Source organism: Streptomyces sp. Y309, from assembly GCF_056712025.1.
Window position 1 is genome coordinate 6,239,547 of sequence record NZ_CM160048.1, and the last position, 16,409, is coordinate 6,255,955.

General features: G+C 69.9%; 17 protein-coding genes and 1 pseudogene. 7 read left to right on the forward strand and 11 right to left on the reverse strand.

What is annotated here, in order from left to right; all coding sequences use genetic code 11:
* Positions 1 to 6: 6 nt before the first annotated feature.
* On the reverse strand, positions 7 to 204 hold the full coding sequence (locus AC0KTA_RS25585; RefSeq protein ID WP_481050560.1) for a DUF397 domain-containing protein: 198 nt from the start codon (positions 202 to 204) through the stop codon (positions 7 to 9).
* Positions 186 to 1,027 (reverse strand): annotated as a pseudogene (locus AC0KTA_RS25590) (helix-turn-helix domain-containing protein). Before AC0KTA_RS25590 ends, AC0KTA_RS25585 begins: the two are co-directional and overlap by 19 nt.
* Before the next feature lie 373 nt (positions 1,028 to 1,400).
* Here AC0KTA_RS25590 and AC0KTA_RS25595 point away from each other — a divergent pair.
* From AC0KTA_RS25595 to AC0KTA_RS25605, 3 genes are all read left to right on the forward strand, one after another.
* Positions 1,401 to 1,616: a hypothetical protein gene (locus AC0KTA_RS25595; protein WP_481050561.1), complete on the forward strand. Its 216-nt coding sequence runs from the start codon at positions 1,401 to 1,403 to the stop codon at positions 1,614 to 1,616.
* A 92-nt stretch (positions 1,617 to 1,708) separates the two neighbouring features.
* Entirely contained in the window at positions 1,709 to 2,458 is a 750-nt protein-coding gene (recO, locus tag AC0KTA_RS25600) for a DNA repair protein RecO (protein WP_481050562.1), read from the forward strand.
* Between the two features lie 77 nt (positions 2,459 to 2,535).
* Complete coding sequence (locus AC0KTA_RS25605; RefSeq protein ID WP_481056558.1) at positions 2,536 to 3,357, forward strand: isoprenyl transferase; 822 nt, start codon at positions 2,536 to 2,538, stop codon at positions 3,355 to 3,357.
* 68 nt (positions 3,358 to 3,425) lie between these two features.
* Here the strand turns inward: AC0KTA_RS25605 and AC0KTA_RS25610 are convergent, their stop codons facing one another.
* The 4 genes from AC0KTA_RS25610 to AC0KTA_RS25625 form a co-directional block, all read right to left on the reverse strand.
* The gene (locus AC0KTA_RS25610; RefSeq protein ID WP_481050563.1) at positions 3,426 to 3,842 is read right to left on the reverse strand and encodes a Fur family transcriptional regulator; all 417 of its coding nucleotides are present in this window, start codon (positions 3,840 to 3,842) and stop codon (positions 3,426 to 3,428) included.
* 102 nt (positions 3,843 to 3,944) lie between these two features.
* Entirely contained in the window at positions 3,945 to 4,838 is an 894-nt protein-coding gene (locus AC0KTA_RS25615; RefSeq protein ID WP_481050564.1) for a metal ABC transporter permease, read from the reverse strand.
* Positions 4,839 to 4,853: 15 nt separating this feature from the next.
* Positions 4,854 to 5,630, reverse strand: coding sequence for a metal ABC transporter ATP-binding protein (locus AC0KTA_RS25620; RefSeq protein WP_481050565.1), 777 nt, complete (start codon positions 5,628 to 5,630; stop codon positions 4,854 to 4,856).
* 35 nt (positions 5,631 to 5,665) lie between these two features.
* Positions 5,666 to 6,727, reverse strand: coding sequence for a metal ABC transporter solute-binding protein, Zn/Mn family (locus AC0KTA_RS25625; protein ID WP_481050566.1), 1,062 nt, complete (start codon positions 6,725 to 6,727; stop codon positions 5,666 to 5,668).
* A 214-nt stretch (positions 6,728 to 6,941) separates the two neighbouring features.
* Here AC0KTA_RS25625 and AC0KTA_RS25630 point away from each other — a divergent pair, with 214 nt between their 5' ends.
* A complete protein-coding gene (locus tag AC0KTA_RS25630; protein WP_481050567.1) occupies positions 6,942 to 8,321 on the forward strand; it encodes a glycine--tRNA ligase in 1,380 nt (459 codons plus the stop codon).
* A gap of 103 nt (positions 8,322 to 8,424) precedes the next feature.
* The gene (locus tag AC0KTA_RS25635; RefSeq protein WP_481050568.1) at positions 8,425 to 8,637 is read left to right on the forward strand and encodes a hypothetical protein; all 213 of its coding nucleotides are present in this window, start codon (positions 8,425 to 8,427) and stop codon (positions 8,635 to 8,637) included.
* A 107-nt stretch (positions 8,638 to 8,744) separates the two neighbouring features.
* Here AC0KTA_RS25635 and AC0KTA_RS25640 read toward each other — a convergent pair whose 3' ends face one another.
* From AC0KTA_RS25640 to AC0KTA_RS25655, 4 genes are all read right to left on the reverse strand, one after another.
* Positions 8,745 to 10,310 (reverse strand): GMC family oxidoreductase, encoded by a 1,566-nt coding sequence (locus tag AC0KTA_RS25640; protein WP_481050569.1) that lies wholly within the window; start codon positions 10,308 to 10,310, stop codon positions 8,745 to 8,747.
* 117 nt (positions 10,311 to 10,427) lie between these two features.
* Positions 10,428 to 11,012, reverse strand: coding sequence for a TetR/AcrR family transcriptional regulator (locus AC0KTA_RS25645; protein WP_481050570.1), 585 nt, complete (start codon positions 11,010 to 11,012; stop codon positions 10,428 to 10,430).
* 48 nt (positions 11,013 to 11,060) lie between these two features.
* Complete coding sequence (locus AC0KTA_RS25650; RefSeq protein ID WP_481050571.1) at positions 11,061 to 12,077, reverse strand: aldo/keto reductase; 1,017 nt, start codon at positions 12,075 to 12,077, stop codon at positions 11,061 to 11,063.
* Between the two features lie 655 nt (positions 12,078 to 12,732).
* Positions 12,733 to 13,200 (reverse strand): hypothetical protein, encoded by a 468-nt coding sequence (locus AC0KTA_RS25655; RefSeq protein ID WP_481050572.1) that lies wholly within the window; start codon positions 13,198 to 13,200, stop codon positions 12,733 to 12,735.
* Between the two features lie 188 nt (positions 13,201 to 13,388).
* Between AC0KTA_RS25655 and AC0KTA_RS25660 the strand changes: the two genes are divergently transcribed.
* The gene (locus tag AC0KTA_RS25660; RefSeq protein ID WP_481050573.1) at positions 13,389 to 14,498 is read left to right on the forward strand and encodes a helix-turn-helix domain-containing protein; all 1,110 of its coding nucleotides are present in this window, start codon (positions 13,389 to 13,391) and stop codon (positions 14,496 to 14,498) included.
* An 11-nt stretch (positions 14,499 to 14,509) separates the two neighbouring features.
* Complete coding sequence (locus tag AC0KTA_RS25665) at positions 14,510 to 15,091, forward strand: HD domain-containing protein (protein WP_481050574.1); 582 nt, start codon at positions 14,510 to 14,512, stop codon at positions 15,089 to 15,091.
* A gap of 122 nt (positions 15,092 to 15,213) precedes the next feature.
* Here the strand turns inward: AC0KTA_RS25665 and dusB are convergent, their stop codons facing one another.
* Positions 15,214 to 16,365 (reverse strand): tRNA dihydrouridine synthase DusB, encoded by a 1,152-nt coding sequence (gene dusB / locus AC0KTA_RS25670; protein WP_481050575.1) that lies wholly within the window; start codon positions 16,363 to 16,365, stop codon positions 15,214 to 15,216.
* Between the last annotated feature and the right edge of the window lie 44 nt (positions 16,366 to 16,409).

The following is a 16,409-nucleotide window of genomic DNA, read 5'->3' on the forward strand; positions in this document are numbered from 1 at the left end:
CGTCCGTCAGCCGTTGAGGGCGTTGAGGAACCCCACCCAGGCCGGGGCGCTTATGACCAGGACCGGCCCGGTGGGGTTCTTGCTGTCGCGTACGGGGACGATCCCCGGCAGGCCGTCGACGACCTCGACGCAGTTGTCGCTCTCGTCGCCGCTGCTGTAGCTGCTCTTGCGCCAGTGGGCGTTGCTCAGGTTGTACTCGCGCATCGTCTGTAGTCCTCCGCCACCGACTCGATCAGGTCGAGGGACGCCTCCGGTGACAGTGCGACGGCCCTGAGCAGATCGTATGCCGCCTGCACCTTCTTCACTACCGCTGGTTCGTCCAGCAGGTTCCCCGAATACACCCCCTCTGTATAGACAGTTGGTGGCGCGTCCTCGAACTCCATGAGCTTCATCATCTTGCCCATCCTCGGGTGTGCCCCGACCGCGAATGGGATCACCTGCACCAACACCTTGCGCTCCCGCGCCATCGCCACGATGCGGTCCAGCTGGTCGGCCATGATGGCGGGTCCGCCGACCGGCACACGCAGTGCGGTCTCATGCACGATCACCCAATACGTGGGCCGTGTAGCGTCCTTGAGGATCCAGCCGCGGTCCATGCGCGCTCGGAGCAGCTCCTCGATGTACGCGTCGGTGGCGAGCGGGTTGCCCGCCACGAAGAGCGCTTGGGCGTACTCAGGGGTCTGGAGAAGCCCCGGAACCAACACCGGTTCGAACTCGTACAGCTTGGTCGCCAGCCGCTCCAGCTCCACCGCATGCGCGAAGTACTCCGTATATGGCTGTTCCTTGATGAGCTTGCGCCAGAGTCGCTCGAAAAAGCCCCCGGTTTGCAGGACTTCATCGATCCGCTGAGCCACATCCAACTGCGGTTTCCGAATGGCCTGTTCGAACTGGCCGATGTACCCCCGGATACAAATACCCGAGCCCCCAGCTCGACCTGGGTCAGCGCAGCGTCTTCGCGCCGTCGCTTCAGCTCCGCCCCGAAGAACTCCCACGCGGCCTGTCGCGATCCATGAACACCTTTGGCCATGGATGAACTCCCCTCCTCAGCCCCGCACTTGTAGCGCACAGACTCCTGCCAACTCTAGACGCAACGCGTCACCGTGGGGACACGAAGCGTGAAATCCGACGGACAAGGGGAACCACGTGACGGCGAATAGCGCCGCAGGCAACTCGCACTCTGTGGGTTGTGTCGAAGAGGCGGAGGAAACAGTGGAAGAATTGCGCGCTGCCCTGGCAAGGACAGGAATTTCTTTGCCGTCCCTGCGGGTCGATCCGGCGACGGTCGTCAGAGAGGCGCCATGCCCGCTGGTGGAATTGGGCCGCTGTTCGGTGGAGACGGCGGCACGGCTCGCGGCGGCGCTGCCGGGCCGGGGGCTGCCAGGCCGGGGGGTGGTGAACCCATGAGGCTCCCGATCGGGACGTACGCGGTGGACACCCGGTCGGGCAGGGTGGGCAAGGTGATGGGCTACGAAGGCCCGTACGTGCAGCTGCGGCCGTACGGGGGCGGGCGGGAGTGGGACTGCGCCCCGGAGGCGCTCAGGACGGCGACGAGCGCGGAGCGGCTGCGCGCGGCGACGGCGTACGCGAACGCGCGAAGCCGCGGAGAGGTGCCTTGACGGAGGGCGGTCGGCGCCCGCTTGGCTAGGGGGTGGGCGCCCCGCCCCGAACCCGGGGCCGTCGCGGGGGCGGCGTACGGGAGAATGGGCCCATGAGCCTGTTCCGTGACGACGGTGTCGTGCTGCGTACCCAGAAGCTGGGTGAGGCGGACCGCATCATCACGCTGCTCACGCGCGGGCACGGGCGGGTGCGGGCCGTGGCCCGCGGGGTGCGGCGCACGAAGTCCAAGTTCGGGGCGCGCCTCGAACCCTTCTCGCATGTGGACGTGCAGTTCTTCGCGCGGGGAAGCGAACTGATCGGGCGCGGGCTGCCCTTGTGCACGCAGAGTGAGACCATCGCTCCCTACGGTGGCGGCATCGTCACCGACTACGCGCGCTACACCGCCGGTACGGCCATGCTGGAGACGGCGGAACGGTTCACCGATCATGAGGGGGAGCCCGCGGTCCAGCAGTATCTGCTGCTGGTGGGCGGGCTGCGGACGCTCGCCCGCGGCGAGCACGAGCCGCACCTCGTTCTCGATGCCTTCCTGCTCCGCTCGCTCGCCGTGAACGGCTACGCGCCCAGCTTCACCGACTGTGCCAAATGCGGCATGCCGGGCCCCAACCGCTTCTTCTCCGTCGCCGCGGGCGGCTCGATTTGCGCCGACTGCCGGGTCCCGGGCAGCGTCGTACCCTCGGCGGAGACCCTGACGCACCTCGGCGCGCTGCTGACCGGCGACTGGGCGACGGCCGACGCCTGCGAGGCGCGGCACGCCCGCGAGGGCAGTGGGCTCGTATCGGCCTATCTGCACTGGCACTTGGAGCGCGGCCTGCGCTCACTGCGGTACGTGGAGAAGAACTGACGCGGCCGGCGGTACGGCACGCGGTACGCAGAGAAGAACCGACCCAGCTCAGCTAGGAGTGAGAGCCCCTCATGGCAGTGGCACGACGCGGAATCCTCGGACGAAGCCGCCGCGAGTACAAGGCGCCCGAGCAGCACCCGTCCGGCGCGCGGCCGCCGAAGATCCCCGGCGAGCTGGTCCCCAAGCACGTCGCCGTCGTCATGGACGGCAACGGCCGGTGGGCCAAGGACCGCGGCCTGCCGCGCACCGAAGGCCACAAGGTCGGCGCCGAGCGCGTCGTCGACGTGCTGCAGGGCGCCATCGAGATGGGCGTCGGCAGCATCTCCCTGTACGCCTTCTCCACCGAGAACTGGAAGCGCTCGCCCGACGAGGTGCGCTTCCTGATGAACTTCAACCGCGACTTCATCCGCAAGTCCCGCGACCAGCTCGACGAACTCGGCGTACGGGTGCGCTGGGTGGGGCGCATGCCCAAGCTGTGGAAGTCCGTCGCCAAGGAGCTCCAGATCGCCCAGGAGCAGACCAAGGACAACGACCGGCTCACGCTGTACTTCTGCATGAACTACGGCGGCCGCGCCGAGATCGCGGACGCCGCCAAGGCCCTCGCGGAGGACGTGCGCGCCGGGCGCCTCGATCCGTCGAAGGTCAACGAGAAGACCCTCGCCAAATACATGTACTACCCGGACATGCCGGACGTGGACCTGTTCCTGCGGCCCAGCGGCGAGCAGCGCACCTCCAACTACCTGATCTGGCAGAGCGCGTACGCCGAGATGGTCTTCCAGGACGTCCTCTGGCCCGACTTCGACCGCCGCGACCTGTGGCGCGCCTGCCTCGAATACGCCTCGCGCGACCGCCGCTTCGGCGGGGCGATCCCGAACGAGGAGCAGATCGCCAACAGTTAGCACGGGTACGTACGTACGTGGGGCCCGCACCGCCAAGTCGGCGGTGCGGGCCCCACGTACGTACGCAGCTACTTCTTCTTGGCGCAGTCCTCACACGTACCGAAGATCTCCACCGTGTGCGCCACGTTCACGAAGCCGTGCTCCGCGGCGATGGACTCCGCCCACGACTCGACCGCGGGGCCCTCGACCTCGACGGCCCTGCCGCAGACGCGGCAGACCAGGTGGTGGTGGTGCTCGCCGGTCGAGCAGCGGCGGTAGACGGCCTCGCCGTCGTTGGTGCGCAGCACGTCCACCTCGCCGGCGTCGGCGAGCGACTGGAGCGTGCGGTAGACCGTCGTCAGGCCCACGGAGTCACCGCGGTGCTTGAGCATGTCGTGGAGCTCCTGCGCACTGCGGAACTCGTCCACCTCGTCGAGCGCGGCCGCCACAGCGGCGCGCTGCCGGGTGGACCGGCCTCGTACGGGGGGTCCCGCAGCCGTCGTCACAGGTGCCTCCTAGCACTCTTCAGCACTCGTCCGCACTTTTGTGGTGCGTCGTCTCGCCCGGCCATTGTGCCAGGTAGCTGCCGGACGGTGACCAGAGTGATCTCAGACAGTGACCTCGTCCGACGTGGAGCGCGAGCCCGGCACGTCCGCCGTGCACGCCGCGTCGCGGGCCGCCGAGGCGCGCGCCCTGCGGCGCGCGAGAGGCGTCGCGAGCAGCGTGAGCACGATGAACACGCCGATGGTCAGGAGCACGATGGTCGCTCCCGGGGGCACGTCCTGGTAGTACGAGGTGACCGTGCCGCCGAGCGTCACGGCGACCCCGATGGCCACTGCGATCGCGAACGTCGCCGCGAAGCTCCGGGTGAGCTGCTGCGCCGCGGCCACCGGCACCACCATGAGCGCCGACACCAGCAGCAGGCCCACGACCCGCATGGCGACGGTGACCGTGACCGCCGCGGTCACCGCCGTCAGCAGGTTAAGGGCACGCACCGGCAGACCCGTCACGCGCGCGAACTCCTCGTCCTGGCTCACCGCGAACAACTGGCGGCGCAGGCCGACCGTGACCAGGACCACGAACGCGGCGAGCAGACAGATCGCCGTCACGTCGTCGTCCGAGACCGTCGAGAGGGACCCGAAGAGGTAGGAGCTCAGGTTCGCGTTCGAGCCGCCCGGCGCCAGGTTGATCAGCATGACGCCGCCCGCCATACCGCCGTAGAACAGCATCGCGAGCGCGATGTCGCCGCGCGTCTTGCCGTACCAGCGGATCAGCTCCATCGCGACAGCTCCGACCACCGCGACCGCCGTGGCCATCCACACCGGGGAGGTGGAGAGGAGGAAGCCGAGGCCGACACCGGTCATCGCGACATGGCCGATTCCGTCGCCCATGAGGGCCTGGCGGCGCTGCACCAGATAGATGCCGACCGCGGGGGCCGTGATGCCGACGAGGGCGGCGGCGAGCAGGGCCCGCTGCATGAATTCGTAGTTCAGGAATTCCATGACGATCGCCGGTCCTCAGGTGAGCAGGCCGGTGCGGACCGGGGCCGCGTCGGCGTCGTGCGGGTGGACGTGGTCGTGGCCGGGCAGCGCGTGCTGGCCGACGGCCTTGGGCGGCGGGCCGTCGTGCAGCACGCAGCCGTCGCGCAGCACCACCGCGCGGTCGATGAGCGGCTCCAGGGGGCCCAGCTCGTGCAGCACGAGCAGCACCGAGGCGCCCTGCTCGACCTGGTGGCGCAGGGTGGCCGCGAGGACCTCCTGGCTGGCCAAGTCGACGCCCGCCATCGGCTCGTCCATGATCAGCAGTTCGGGCTCGGAGACCAGCGCGCGGGCGATCAGGACGCGCTGGTGCTGGCCGCCGGAGAGCGCGTTGACGGAGTCCTTGGCGCGGTCCGCCATGCCGACGAGGTCCAGGGCGTGCGCCACCGCCGCGCGGTCGGCCTTGCGCAGCACGCCGAAGCGGGCCCGCGCGAGCCGGCCGGATGTCACGACCTCCGTGACCGTCGCCGGGACGCCGCCCGCGGCCGTGGTGCGCTGCGGGACGTAGCCCACCCGCGCCCAGTCCCGGAAGCGCCGCCGCGGCGTACCGAAGATCTCGATCTCGCCGCCGGTGACCGGGACCTGCCCGATGACCGTGCGCACGGCCGTCGACTTGCCGGAGCCGTTCGCGCCGAGCAGCGCGACGACCTCGCCGCGGCCCACGGCGAGGTCGATGCCGCGCAGGACCGGGCGCCCGCCGAGCTCGGCCGTCACCTCGCGCAGGGATATGACGGGCTCACTCTTGGCGTCGGCCATGGCGGCTGCCTTTCGTGCCGGACTTGTGGTGGAACTCACTTGGTGCCGAGAGCCTTCTGCAGGGCGGTGAGGTTGGACCGCATCACCTCGAAGTAGTCGTCGCCCTTCGACTTCTTCGTGATGCCCTCGATCGGGTCGAGCACGTCCGTCTTCAGCTTCGCGTCGTTCGCGAGGGTCTTCGCGGTCTTGTCGCTGACCAGCGTCTCGTAGAACACCGTCGTGACGCCGTCGGCCTTGGCCATCTCCTGGAGGTCCTTCACGCGGTTCGCGCTCGGCTCGCCCTCCGGGTCCAGGCCGGAGATGGCCTCCTCGGTCAGGCCGTACCGCTCGGCGAGGTAGCCGAAGGCGGCGTGGGTGGTGATGAAGACCTTCGAGTCGGTGTTCTTCAGGCCGTTCTTGAAGTCCGTGTCCAGGCCCGTCAGCTTCTTCACCAGGGCGGCCGTGTTCTTCTCGTACGTGGCCTTGTGGTCCGGGTCGGCCTTCGCGAAGGCCTTGCCGACGCCCTCGGCGACCTCGGCGTACTTCACCGGGTCCAGCCAGATGTGCGGGTCCTTGCCGCCCTCGGTCTCGTGGCTGTGGCCCTCGTGGCCCTCTTCCTCGTGACCGTGCTCGTCTTCCTTGGCGTGCTCGTCGCCGTGCTCGTCGTGCTTCTCGGAGCCGTGCTCGTCCTCGGTGCCGTGCTCGTCGTGCTCCTCGGCGTGCCCGCCGACCTCGGTGCCGTGCTTCTCCAGGCTGGTCAGGGAGGCGGCGTCGATCTTGGTCTTGATGCCGGACTGGCCGATGGCCTCGTCGACGGAGGGCTGCAGACCCTTCAGGTAGAGCGCGGCGTCCGCGTTCTCCAGCTGCGCCGTCTGCTTGGCGCTGATCTCCAGGTCGTGCGGTTCCTGGCCGGGCTCGGTGAGGCCGGTGACCTCGACGTTCTTTCCGCCGATCTCCTTGGCCAGGAACTCCATGGGGTAGAACGACGCCACCACGTCCAGCTTGCCCTCGCTGTTCTTGTCGGCCGCGTCCGAGGACGAGCAGCCGGACAGGGCCGTGAGGCCCAGAACCGTGGCGGTGGCGAGGGCGGCGGTGGGTATGAGGCGTCGTACGTTCATGACAGTCATTTTCAACAAACTTGGAAACGGTTGTCAACAAAGTGTCGATCTGTACACCTCCGCTCGCGCTCGGCGACGACCGGAACCGGACCACGCCCGAACCGATTTGATCCAGGGGGTACGGCCGCCGGTAATCTGAAGCATTCGCTCCTGAGGCATGCGCTTCGTCAGCCCCGAAGCGTGGCTTCGCCGTCGTCGTAATGAAGAGAGCACCGTGGCCGCCGACAAGATCGACACCATCGTCAGCCTGAGCAAGCGCCGAGGCTTCGTCTTTCCGTGCAGTGAGATCTACGGCGGCCAGCGGGCCGCCTGGGACTACGGACCGCTCGGCGTGGAGCTGAAGGAGAACATCAAGCGCCAGTGGTGGCGCTACATGGTCACCTCGCGGGAAGACGTCGTCGGCATCGACTCGTCGGTGATCCTGGCCACCGAGGTCTGGCAGGCCTCCGGCCACGTCGCCACCTTCACCGACCCGCTGACCGAGTGCACCTCCTGTCACAAGCGGTTCCGCGCGGACCACCTGGAGGAGGCGTACGAGGCGAAGAAGGGCCGCGCCCCGGAGAGCCTCACGGACATCAACTGCCCCAACTGCGGCACCAAGGGCCAGTTCACCGAGCCCAAGCAGTTCTCCGGCCTGCTCTCCACCCACCTCGGCCCCACCCAGGACAGCGGCTCCGTCGCCTACCTGCGGCCCGAGACCGCCCAGGGCATCTTCACCAACTTCGCCCAGGTGCAGACCACTTCGCGCCGCAAGCCGCCGTTCGGCATCGCCCAGATGGGCAAGTCCTTCCGCAACGAGATCACGCCCGGCAACTTCATCTTCCGCACCCGCGAGTTCGAGCAGATGGAGATGGAGTTCTTCGTCAAGCCGGGCGAGGACGAGAAGTGGCAGGAGTACTGGATGGAGCAGCGCTGGAACTGGTACACCGGCCTCGGCATGCGCGAGGAGAACATGCGCTGGTTCGAGCACCCGGCCGAGAAGCTCTCCCACTACTCCAAGCGCACCGCTGACATCGAGTACCGCTTCCAGTTCGGCGGCAGCGAGTGGGGCGAGCTCGAGGGCGTCGCCAACCGCACCGACTACGACCTGTCGGCGCACTCCAAGGCGTCCGGCCAGGACCTGTCCTACTTCGACCAGGAGGCCGGCGAGCGCTGGACTCCGTACGTCATCGAGCCCGCCGCCGGTGTCGGCCGCACCATGCTCGCCTTCCTGCTCGACTCCTACGTCGAGGACGAGGCGCCCAACGCCAAGGGCAAGCTGGAGAAGCGCACGGTCATGCGCTTCGACCACCGCATCGCCCCGGTGAAGGTCGCCGTCCTGCCGCTGTCCCGCAACCCGGAGCTGTCGCCCAAGGCCAAGGGCCTGGCCGCCGCCCTCCGGCAGAACTGGAACATCGAGTTCGACGACGCCGGCGCCATCGGCCGCCGCTACCGCCGCCAGGACGAGATCGGCACGCCGTACTGCGTGACGGTCGACTTCGACACCCTGGACGACAACGCGGTGACCGTGCGCGAGCGCGACACCATGAAGCAGGAGCGGGTGTCCCTCGACCAGATCGAGGGCTACCTGGCGACGCGCCTCGTCGGCTGCTGACGTACAGCCGCTGATCTCCGGCTGCTGACGTTCACGCTTTCTTGGCACGAAGGCCCCCGGTTCCGGCCACGGAACCGGGGGCCTTTGCTGCACACTGGGCGCCATGCCTTCGACGACCACGAGCAAGGTCAGCAGATGGGACCAGCACGGGCGCGAACATGTCGTCCATGTGCAAAAGGCGGGCGTACAACGCCAGTTGACCTGCGACACCTGCGGCTGGACCCGCAAGGCCCAGTTCCTGCCTTGGCTCAAGGCGGAGGAACACCTGGCGGAGGAGCACCAGGCGACGGTGGATCCGTCGGCGTCCTCCGGCTGATCAGCGGCCGGGCGCGCGGTGCGCCGTGGTGCCGCGGCCACTTGTGCGGCCGCGGGTGGTTCGTGGCTGGTCGCGCAGTTCCCCGCGCCCCTTCGGGCGCGCAGAGCCTACGCGGCGTTGCGGATCAGGGCAGCCGCCTTCTCCCCGATGGCCAGCGCCGCCGCGTTCGTGTTCACCGACACGATCGTCGGCATGACCGACGCGTCCGCGATGCGGAGGCCGGGGACACCCCGGACCCTGAGGTCGGGCGTCACGACGGCCGCCGTCCCCGTCCCCATCGCGCAGCTGCCCGACAGGTGGAAGTAAGGCCCCGTCGCCGCCGCGAGGAACGCCCGCAGGCCCGCCTCGTCCGTGACCCCCGGCCCCGGCAGCACCTCCCGCGCACCCCACTCCGCGAACGGCCCCGCGGCCGCCACCTCCCGCGCCACCTCCAGGCCGTGCAGCATGCGCCGCACGTCCGACTCGTCGGTGAGATAGCCGGGGTCGATCAGCGGCGCAGTGCCCGGGTCGGCGTCGGCGAGCCGCACCGAGCCCCGGGCGCGCGGGACCGTGGCCACGCCGAGGGTGAAGCCGTTCTCCGGAGCCGTCATCGTCGGCGGGTGGTACGGCACGTGGATGAACATCACCTGCATGTCCGGGCCCGGCAGGGACGCCTCGCTGCGCCACGCCAGGGACGCCTCCGACAGGTTCGCGCGGCCTGCCGGAATCGGCTGCTCCGCCTCGTACACGAGCCCGCACAGCGGATGGTCCTGCAGGCCCCGGCCCACCCCGGGCAGGTCGTGGCGCACCTCGACCCCGGCCCGGCGCAGCTCGTCCGCCGGACCGATGCCGGACAGCATGAGGAGCCGCGGCGAGTCGACCGCGCCCGCGCTGACGATCACTTCGGCGCGCGCGTACGCCCGTACCGTCCTGCCGTCGCGCGTGAACTCCACGCCCGTGCACCGGTCGCCGTCGAAGAGCAGCCGGTGCGCGCGGGAGTCGGTGGACACCGTGAGGCGCGGGCGGTGCGCGGCGACGGGGTGCAGATAGGCGTCGGCCGCGCTCTGCCGGACGCCGTCGGCGACCGTCAGGTCGTGCAGGCCCGCACCTTCTTGGCGGGCTCCGTTGAAGTCGTCGGTCAGGGGGTGTCCGGCGGCGGCCGCCGCGGCGACGAAGGTACGAGAGAGGGGGTTGACGTCGGCTTCGGCGGCGGGGGAGGGGCGCAGCGGGCCGGAGTCGCCGCGGAGTTCGGCCCCCGCACGGCCGCCGCCCGGCACCGACTCCATCCGCCGGAAGTACGGCAGCAGGTCGTCGAAGCCCCAGCCGGTGCAGCCCGCCGCCGCCCAGGCGTCGTAGTCGGCGCGGTGGCCGCGCAGGAACACCATCGCGTTGATCGCGCTGGAACCGCCGAGGGTGCGGCCGCGCGGGCAGGGCGGCGCGATGCCGCCGAGGCCCGGCTGCGGCACCGCGGCGTAGCCGTGGTCCACGTCCGTGCCGAAGAGCGACGGCCATGCGAAGGGCGTCGCGAGGTCCGCCTTCGTCTCGCGGGGGCCCGCTTCGAGCAGCAGCACGCTGGTGTTCGCGTCCTCGCTGAGCCGCGCGGCGAGCACGCACCCGGCCGACCCCGCGCCGACGACGACGTAGTCGGCCTCCGTCGACTCGAGTTCCGTCAACTCGCTTTCCCCTGAAGCCACTTCGCTCCTCCTGATGTCCCGCGGGTCTGCCGGGGTTCAGGGAATCAGGCGGGGCGGGCGCGGGTCAGCGGAACAGGAGAATCAGGTGGGGCCACAGCCGGTGGGGCCACATCCGCGTCAGGGGCGCAGGGCCCGGACGAGCAGGTCGAGCAGCGACGTGAAGGCGTCCTCGGCATCCGCGCGGGACCAGTCCGGCGCGTACACCGGGTCGTGGTAGCGGGCCGTGGCCTCGAACAGGGCGCGGGCCGTGACGTCGGGCTCGCAGGGGGCGAACTCGCCGCTCTCGACGCCCTGTCGGACGATCGTGGCGAGCTGCCCGGTGAGCTCCGCGATGTGCTCGTCGACGACCTCGCTGGCCTCGCCGGTCAGGACCGTGTACGTCGCGAACAGCTCGGGGTCGTCGCCCGCCTTGTGCTGCTTGGCCTCGAACAGCCCGGCCAGCCAGCGCCGCAGCCGGTCCTCGGCGGGCTGGTCCGCGCCGACCACGCCGGACAGGGCGTCGGACGTCCGGTCCAGCCACCGCTTGGTGACCGCCTCGCGCAGCGCGGCCTTCGTACGGAAGTGGCGGTACACGCTGGCGTGGCTGACGCCGAGCGCGCGGGCCACGTCCACCACGGTCGCCTTGGCGGCACCGTGGCGGCGCAGCACCTCCTCGGTCGTGGCGAGGATGCGCTCGGCGGTCAGGGTCTCGGTCGTAGCCATGGTCAAGAAGGTACCCGCAGGTACCGGCCACGGCGGTGGCCGGTCATGTCAGCGCTCGCTGTCGAGGTGCGCCATCTGCGCCTCGGGGTAGCGGGCGCCGGCGGCGGCGCCGGCCGGGACGGCCTGCTCGATGGCGGCGAGGTCGGCGTCGCCGAGCGTCACGTCCAGGGCGCCGAGGGCCTCGGTGAGGCGGTCGCGGCGGCGGGCGCCGACCAGCGGCACGATCGCGGCGCCGGACTTCGGTCCCTGGGCGAGCACCCAGGCGATGGCGGTCTGCGCGACGCTCACGCCCTTCTCGTCGGCGATCTTGCGCAGGGCGTCGACGAGGTCGAGGTTGCGCTGCAGGTTCTCGCCCTGGAAGCGGGGGCTCATGCCGCGGAAGTCGTTCGCGGCGAGCTGCCGGTCGCGCGTGAAGTGGCCGGAGATCAGGCCGCGCGACAGGACGCCGTACGCGGTGACGCCGATGCCGAGTTCGGCGGCGGTGGGCAGGATCTCGTCCTCGATGCCGCGGGAGATCAGGGAGTACTCGATCTGGAGGTCGGAGATGGGAGCGACGGCGGCGGCCCGGCGCATGGTGTCGGCGCCGACCTCCGAGAGCCCGATGTGGCGCACGTGCCCCTTCTCGACCAGCTCGGCGATCGCGCCGACGGTCTCCTCGACGGGCACGTCCGGGTCGACGCGGGCGATGCGGTAGACGTCGATGTGGTCGACGCCGAGGCGCTGCAGGGAGTACGCGGCGAAGTTCTTCACCGCGGCCGGCCGCCCGTCGTAGCCCGACCAGCCGCCGTCCGGGTCGCGAAGGGCGCCGAACTTCACGCTGGTGAGGGCCTGTTCGCGGCGGGCGGCGGGGGCCGAGCGCAGGGCCTCGCCGATGAGGAGTTCGTTGTGGCCCATCGCGTAGAAGTCGCCGGTGTCGAGGAGCGTGACGCCCGCTTCGAGGGCGGCGTGGATCGTCGCGATCGACTCCGTGCGGTCGGCCTCGCCGTACAGCGCGGACATGCCCATGCAGCCGAGGCCGAGGGCGGAGGTGGTGGGGCCGGTGGTGCCGAGCTTCAGGGTGCGCATGGGGGCTCCTGGGGGTGTGCTGGATGTGGGCGGCGGACTGTCGCCGCGAGGACGGCGCGCGGGCGCCGTGCATTCACCATGCACCCTCCACTGACAGATTTCAAGTTTTGAAATCTGTCACCTATTGCTTGTGATCAGTCGGCTGCACTTGGTAACCGGGCCAGAGTGGGGGAGTCGATGTGCGGCTAGGCTCCCGCCATGACGCACCCGGACAAAGTTGGGCTGGAGCCCGACCGGACCGCACCGGTCTACACGCCGGAGCCCTCCAGTGAGCAGGCGGCTACGCCGCCGCGTCGAAGGCGAGGGAGCTGGTCATTCCTCGGTCGGTGATGCCGATGGACGCGTACTTCGCGTCCAGGATCACCCGGCGACGCTCGGCCTCTGCGGCGTCGATCCAGTACCGCTCCGCTGATGGGCGGAGCTGGTGCCCGGCGGGCCGAGGAGCCAGCTCATCCTCGGCTCGCCGGAGTTCACTGTGGCTTCCCTGCCTGCTGTCGGTAGGCCCGCAAGGACGCGTTCTTGGCGTCGCGGGCATCCCGGCGCAGGCGGGTGCCCGCGTCGCAGTAGTCCTCTCGACCACACCGAGGGCAGTCATAGAGGTGGGCCGTATAGGCGGCGTACTGTCGTTCTGCCTGCCGGTCCTGCTCTGTGGTGATCACGGCTCGACCGCCCTCAGGTGGTCGGCGATCGCAAGCAGTGCGCGCAGGTGGGATGTCTTGCAGAGGTTCCCCCGGTGTTGCGGCTGGACCATCCAGTACGTGACGGGAGAGACCTGTTGACCGATGCGCGGTACGCCGAGGTACGTCCCGCTCCCCAGCAACTGCCCCGGCGTCTCCCCCTCCGAGTTCGGTGCCACGAGTACGTAGTACGTGCCGCTTCCGGTCCTGGCGTCGCAGATGACAGGGCCGTCCAGCCACTCGCTCAGCGTCTCGGCCACGACCTCCGGCTCGTCACTGCCCACCGCTGCGTGGATGCGCGAAGCCGGTACACGTACCGCGTCGAAGCGCACGCCGAGAGGCAGTAGCGCAACGCCGTGATTCGCCCACTCGGACAGGGCCTGGCACGGGACGGGGTGTGCCTTGGCGAACCAGTCGGTGACCGTTCCCCTGTCGGGCATCTGCATGCCCGGCGTCCGTGGCGTCTTTCCCTCTTTGGGATCGGACGAGGTGCGTTCTGCGGCGTTCACGGCGACATCACTCCCACTACGCTGAGTTGCCGGTCATCACCACCTGACAGTAGGTAGTGATGATCGTCGCCAGAAGTGACCGTAGGTACGGGTAAGGGCCCGGCGAATGCGGGCCAGGGGGCGCTATGGAGCACCACAAGCGGTCAACCCTGACCGGTGGTCAGGGAACGTCTGAACGCGCCCGAGCGGGCATCGTCTCGGGGTATGTCATCCGCGAGCAGCTGGGCCACACGCAGGACGGCTTCGCCGAGGCGTTCGGCGTTTCGCCGGACACCGTTGCCGGCTGGGAGTCGGGACGTCGGCCCCTCACGTCGGTGCCGGTCGGACAGATGCTCGTCCACCGGCACAGGTTGATGCATATGGGCACCGGACCCGGGCTCCTGGCTGCTCTCGAACGAGCGATGGAAGCCGACGTATTGCTGGCCGGCGCTCTCGATGAGGGCGTGCCCACCGAAGCCAGCCCGTTGGGCGCCTGGGTCATGCAGCGCGATCTCGTCGAGGTCCTGACTTGGCCGCTCAACGGTGTGGCGCCCGCACCCGTGCGGAACCTCCCCGCGCCGCCGCGTCCGCGTCGCGGCCCGGTGCCTACGACGCCCGACCTCCCGGCCGAGGACCGCATGCGGTTCTTCACCCGCATGCGCCAGACAGCTGAGCAGGCACGCGGCGGCGGCAACTTCCTGCTACGGCGTCAAGCCTTGTACCTGGCCGGGTTCGACAAGGAGACCGACACGTCCGATTGGTTGGCTCACCAGCAGAGACTCGTGCGCCCCGACGACTGGCTGACGCGGTGGCTCAACTCCCGGTCCGTCGCCGCTTTCGAGGCCCGCCAGGGCGACCGCGACAGAATGGCGGACTTCATCACCCGCACACTCGGTGACGACGACGTGGCCGAGGCGGCGAACCTGAACTACTGGGCGTACTGGATTGGTGAGGCGCCTCGCATTCAGCTCTCGGACGACTTCATCGCCTCGCCCACCCCAGGGCCCTGGCACGGCGGCCGCCTGCTGGACCACCTCGTCCCCGGTCTCACCCCTCGACACGGCTTCTTCGATCTCAACGTCCACACCCTATGGGCACTCCTTGCGGTACGCCCCAACCTGCTGCGCGCCCCTTCCGCGGCGAAGACAGACCTGCGCGCCCGGCTTCCCGTGATGTTGGATGACTTGCGGCTCTCCCCGCAGGCTCGGCGAGAGTTGGAGGGCATCCGGTACGCAATCCGCCTCGCCGAGGCGTGAAAGGGGACACCGTGGCTGACCAAGGCCTGAAAGAGGTCGCCCACTTCCTGTGGGAGGCGGGCACGCTGAAGGCCGCCCGCCGAACCGGTTGGTGGATGGCAGGTGTTCGGGACCCCGAGAGTGTGGCCGAGCACGCATGGCGCACGTCCGTGATCGCATCGGTCATCGCGACGCTTGAGGGCGCCGACGCCGCACGCGCGGCTCACCTGGCGGTGTGGCACGACTCCCAGGAGACCCGCACAGGCGACGTCAATCACCTGGGCAAGAAGTACGCCGAGCCCGGTGACCCCGAGGCGGTGACCGCGGACCAGACGGCCGGCATGCCCGAGATCCTGCGTACCGCCGTGCGCGCCCTGGTAGCCGAGTACGAGGCCAAGGAATCGCCCGAGGCCATCTGTGCGCGGGATGCCGACAAGCTCGAATGCATGCTCCAGGGCCTGGAGTACAAGAACCAGGGCTATGCCAGTGCCCAACGGTGGATCGACAACAGCCGCGCACGCATCGTCACGGAGTCGGGGCAGCGGTTGGCCGATGAACTGCTGTCCCAGACGCCTCTGGAATGGTTGCGCGCTGCCATGGGCGAGAAGAGCTGACCGGGGCGCGAACAGTGGCCCCCTCCGCCCGAAGGCGAAGGGGGCCGCAGCCAGCGGGAGTTGATGCCGATCGTGCGGCAGGGCGGCATCAGATGGACGTGAGCCGCCGTGCGAGCCGGACGTCAGCCGCCCGAAGTGTCCAGTTCCGCGTCCGCGGAGATGCCCGCGCAGTCGTAGGGGTCCCGGAGCCAGCCGTCCGGCAGGACCACGCGGTTGTTGCCGGAGGTGCGGCCGCGAGGCCCGTCGGCGCCGGCCGGCCAGGGCTGGTCGAGGTCCAACTCGCCGAGGCCGTCCTCGAGTTCGGCCAACGAGGACGTGATCGCGAGGCGCTTGCGCATCTCCGAGCCGACCGCGAAACCCTTCAAGTACCAGGCGACATGCTTGCGGAAGTCGATGACGCCCCGCGCCTCGTCCCCGATCCACTCACCGAGCAGCGCCGCATGCCGCAGCATGACGGCAGCGACCTCCCGCAGGGAGGGAGCCGCGGGCGCCCCCGTCCCCTCGAACGCGGCGACCAGATCGCCGAAGAGCCAGGGGCGGCCGAGGCAGCCACGGCCCACGACCACCCCGTCGCACCCGGTCTCGCGCATCATCCGCACCGCGTCCGCCGCCGACCAGATGTCGCCGTTGCCGAGCACCGGGATCTCCGGGACGTGCTCCTTGAGGCGGGCGATCGCGTCCCAGTCCGCCGTACCGCCGTAGTGCTGCGCGGCCGTCCGTCCGTGCAGGGCGATCGCGGTGACGCCCTCCTCGACGGCGATCCGCCCGGCGTCCAGGAACGTGATGTGGTCGTCGTCGATGCCCTTGCGCATCTTCATGGTGACGGGCAGGTCCCCGGCGCCGCTGACGGCCTCCTTCAGGATCGCCCGCAGCAGCGGCCGCTTGTACGGAAGCGCCGAGCCGCCGCCCTTGCGGGTCACCTTCGGGACCGGGCAGCCGAAGTTCAGGTCGATGTGGTCGGCCAGGTCCTCCTCCGCGATCATGCGGACGGCCTTGCCGACGGTGGCGGGGTCCACCCCGTACAGCTGGATCGAGCGCGGCTTCTCGCTCGCGTCGAAGTGGATCAGCTGCATGGTCTTCTCGTTGCGCTCGACCAGGGCCCGGGTCGTGATCATCTCGCTGACGAAGAGCCCCTTGCCGCGGCTGAACTCCCGGCACAGCGTGCGGAACGGCGCGTTCGTGATCCCGGCCATGGGCGCGAGCACGACGGGCGGCCGCACGCTGTGCGGGCCGATAGCAAGCGACGTCGGCGACGGCGTCAGCGGCTGGGACATCGGGCGGCTCTCCGGGAACGTACGAGAAGGGGGCAAGCATCCAT

Excerpts from the sequence above, each read along its gene's own strand:
- AC0KTA_RS25585 (WP_481050560.1), bottom strand. The coding sequence starts at position 204 with ATGCGCGAGTACAACCTGAGCAACGCCCACTGGCGCAAGAGCAGCTAC.
- AC0KTA_RS25595 (WP_481050561.1), top strand. The coding sequence starts at position 1,401 with ATGAGGCTCCCGATCGGGACGTACGCGGTGGACACCCGGTCGGGCAGG.
- recO (WP_481050562.1), top strand. The coding sequence starts at position 1,709 with ATGAGCCTGTTCCGTGACGACGGTGTCGTGCTGCGTACCCAGAAGCTG.
- AC0KTA_RS25615 (WP_481050564.1), bottom strand. The coding sequence starts at position 4,838 with ATGGAATTCCTGAACTACGAATTCATGCAGCGGGCCCTGCTCGCCGCC.
- AC0KTA_RS25620 (WP_481050565.1), bottom strand. The coding sequence starts at position 5,630 with ATGGCCGACGCCAAGAGTGAGCCCGTCATATCCCTGCGCGAGGTGACG.
- AC0KTA_RS25625 (WP_481050566.1), bottom strand. The coding sequence starts at position 6,727 with ATGAACGTACGACGCCTCATACCCACCGCCGCCCTCGCCACCGCCACG.
- AC0KTA_RS25635 (WP_481050568.1), top strand. The coding sequence starts at position 8,425 with ATGCCTTCGACGACCACGAGCAAGGTCAGCAGATGGGACCAGCACGGG.
- AC0KTA_RS25645 (WP_481050570.1), bottom strand. The coding sequence starts at position 11,012 with ATGGCTACGACCGAGACCCTGACCGCCGAGCGCATCCTCGCCACGACC.
- AC0KTA_RS25650 (WP_481050571.1), bottom strand. The coding sequence starts at position 12,077 with ATGCGCACCCTGAAGCTCGGCACCACCGGCCCCACCACCTCCGCCCTC.
- AC0KTA_RS25655 (WP_481050572.1), bottom strand. The coding sequence starts at position 13,200 with ATGCAGATGCCCGACAGGGGAACGGTCACCGACTGGTTCGCCAAGGCA.
- AC0KTA_RS25660 (WP_481050573.1), top strand. The coding sequence starts at position 13,389 with ATGGAGCACCACAAGCGGTCAACCCTGACCGGTGGTCAGGGAACGTCT.
- dusB (WP_481050575.1), bottom strand. The coding sequence starts at position 16,365 with ATGTCCCAGCCGCTGACGCCGTCGCCGACGTCGCTTGCTATCGGCCCG.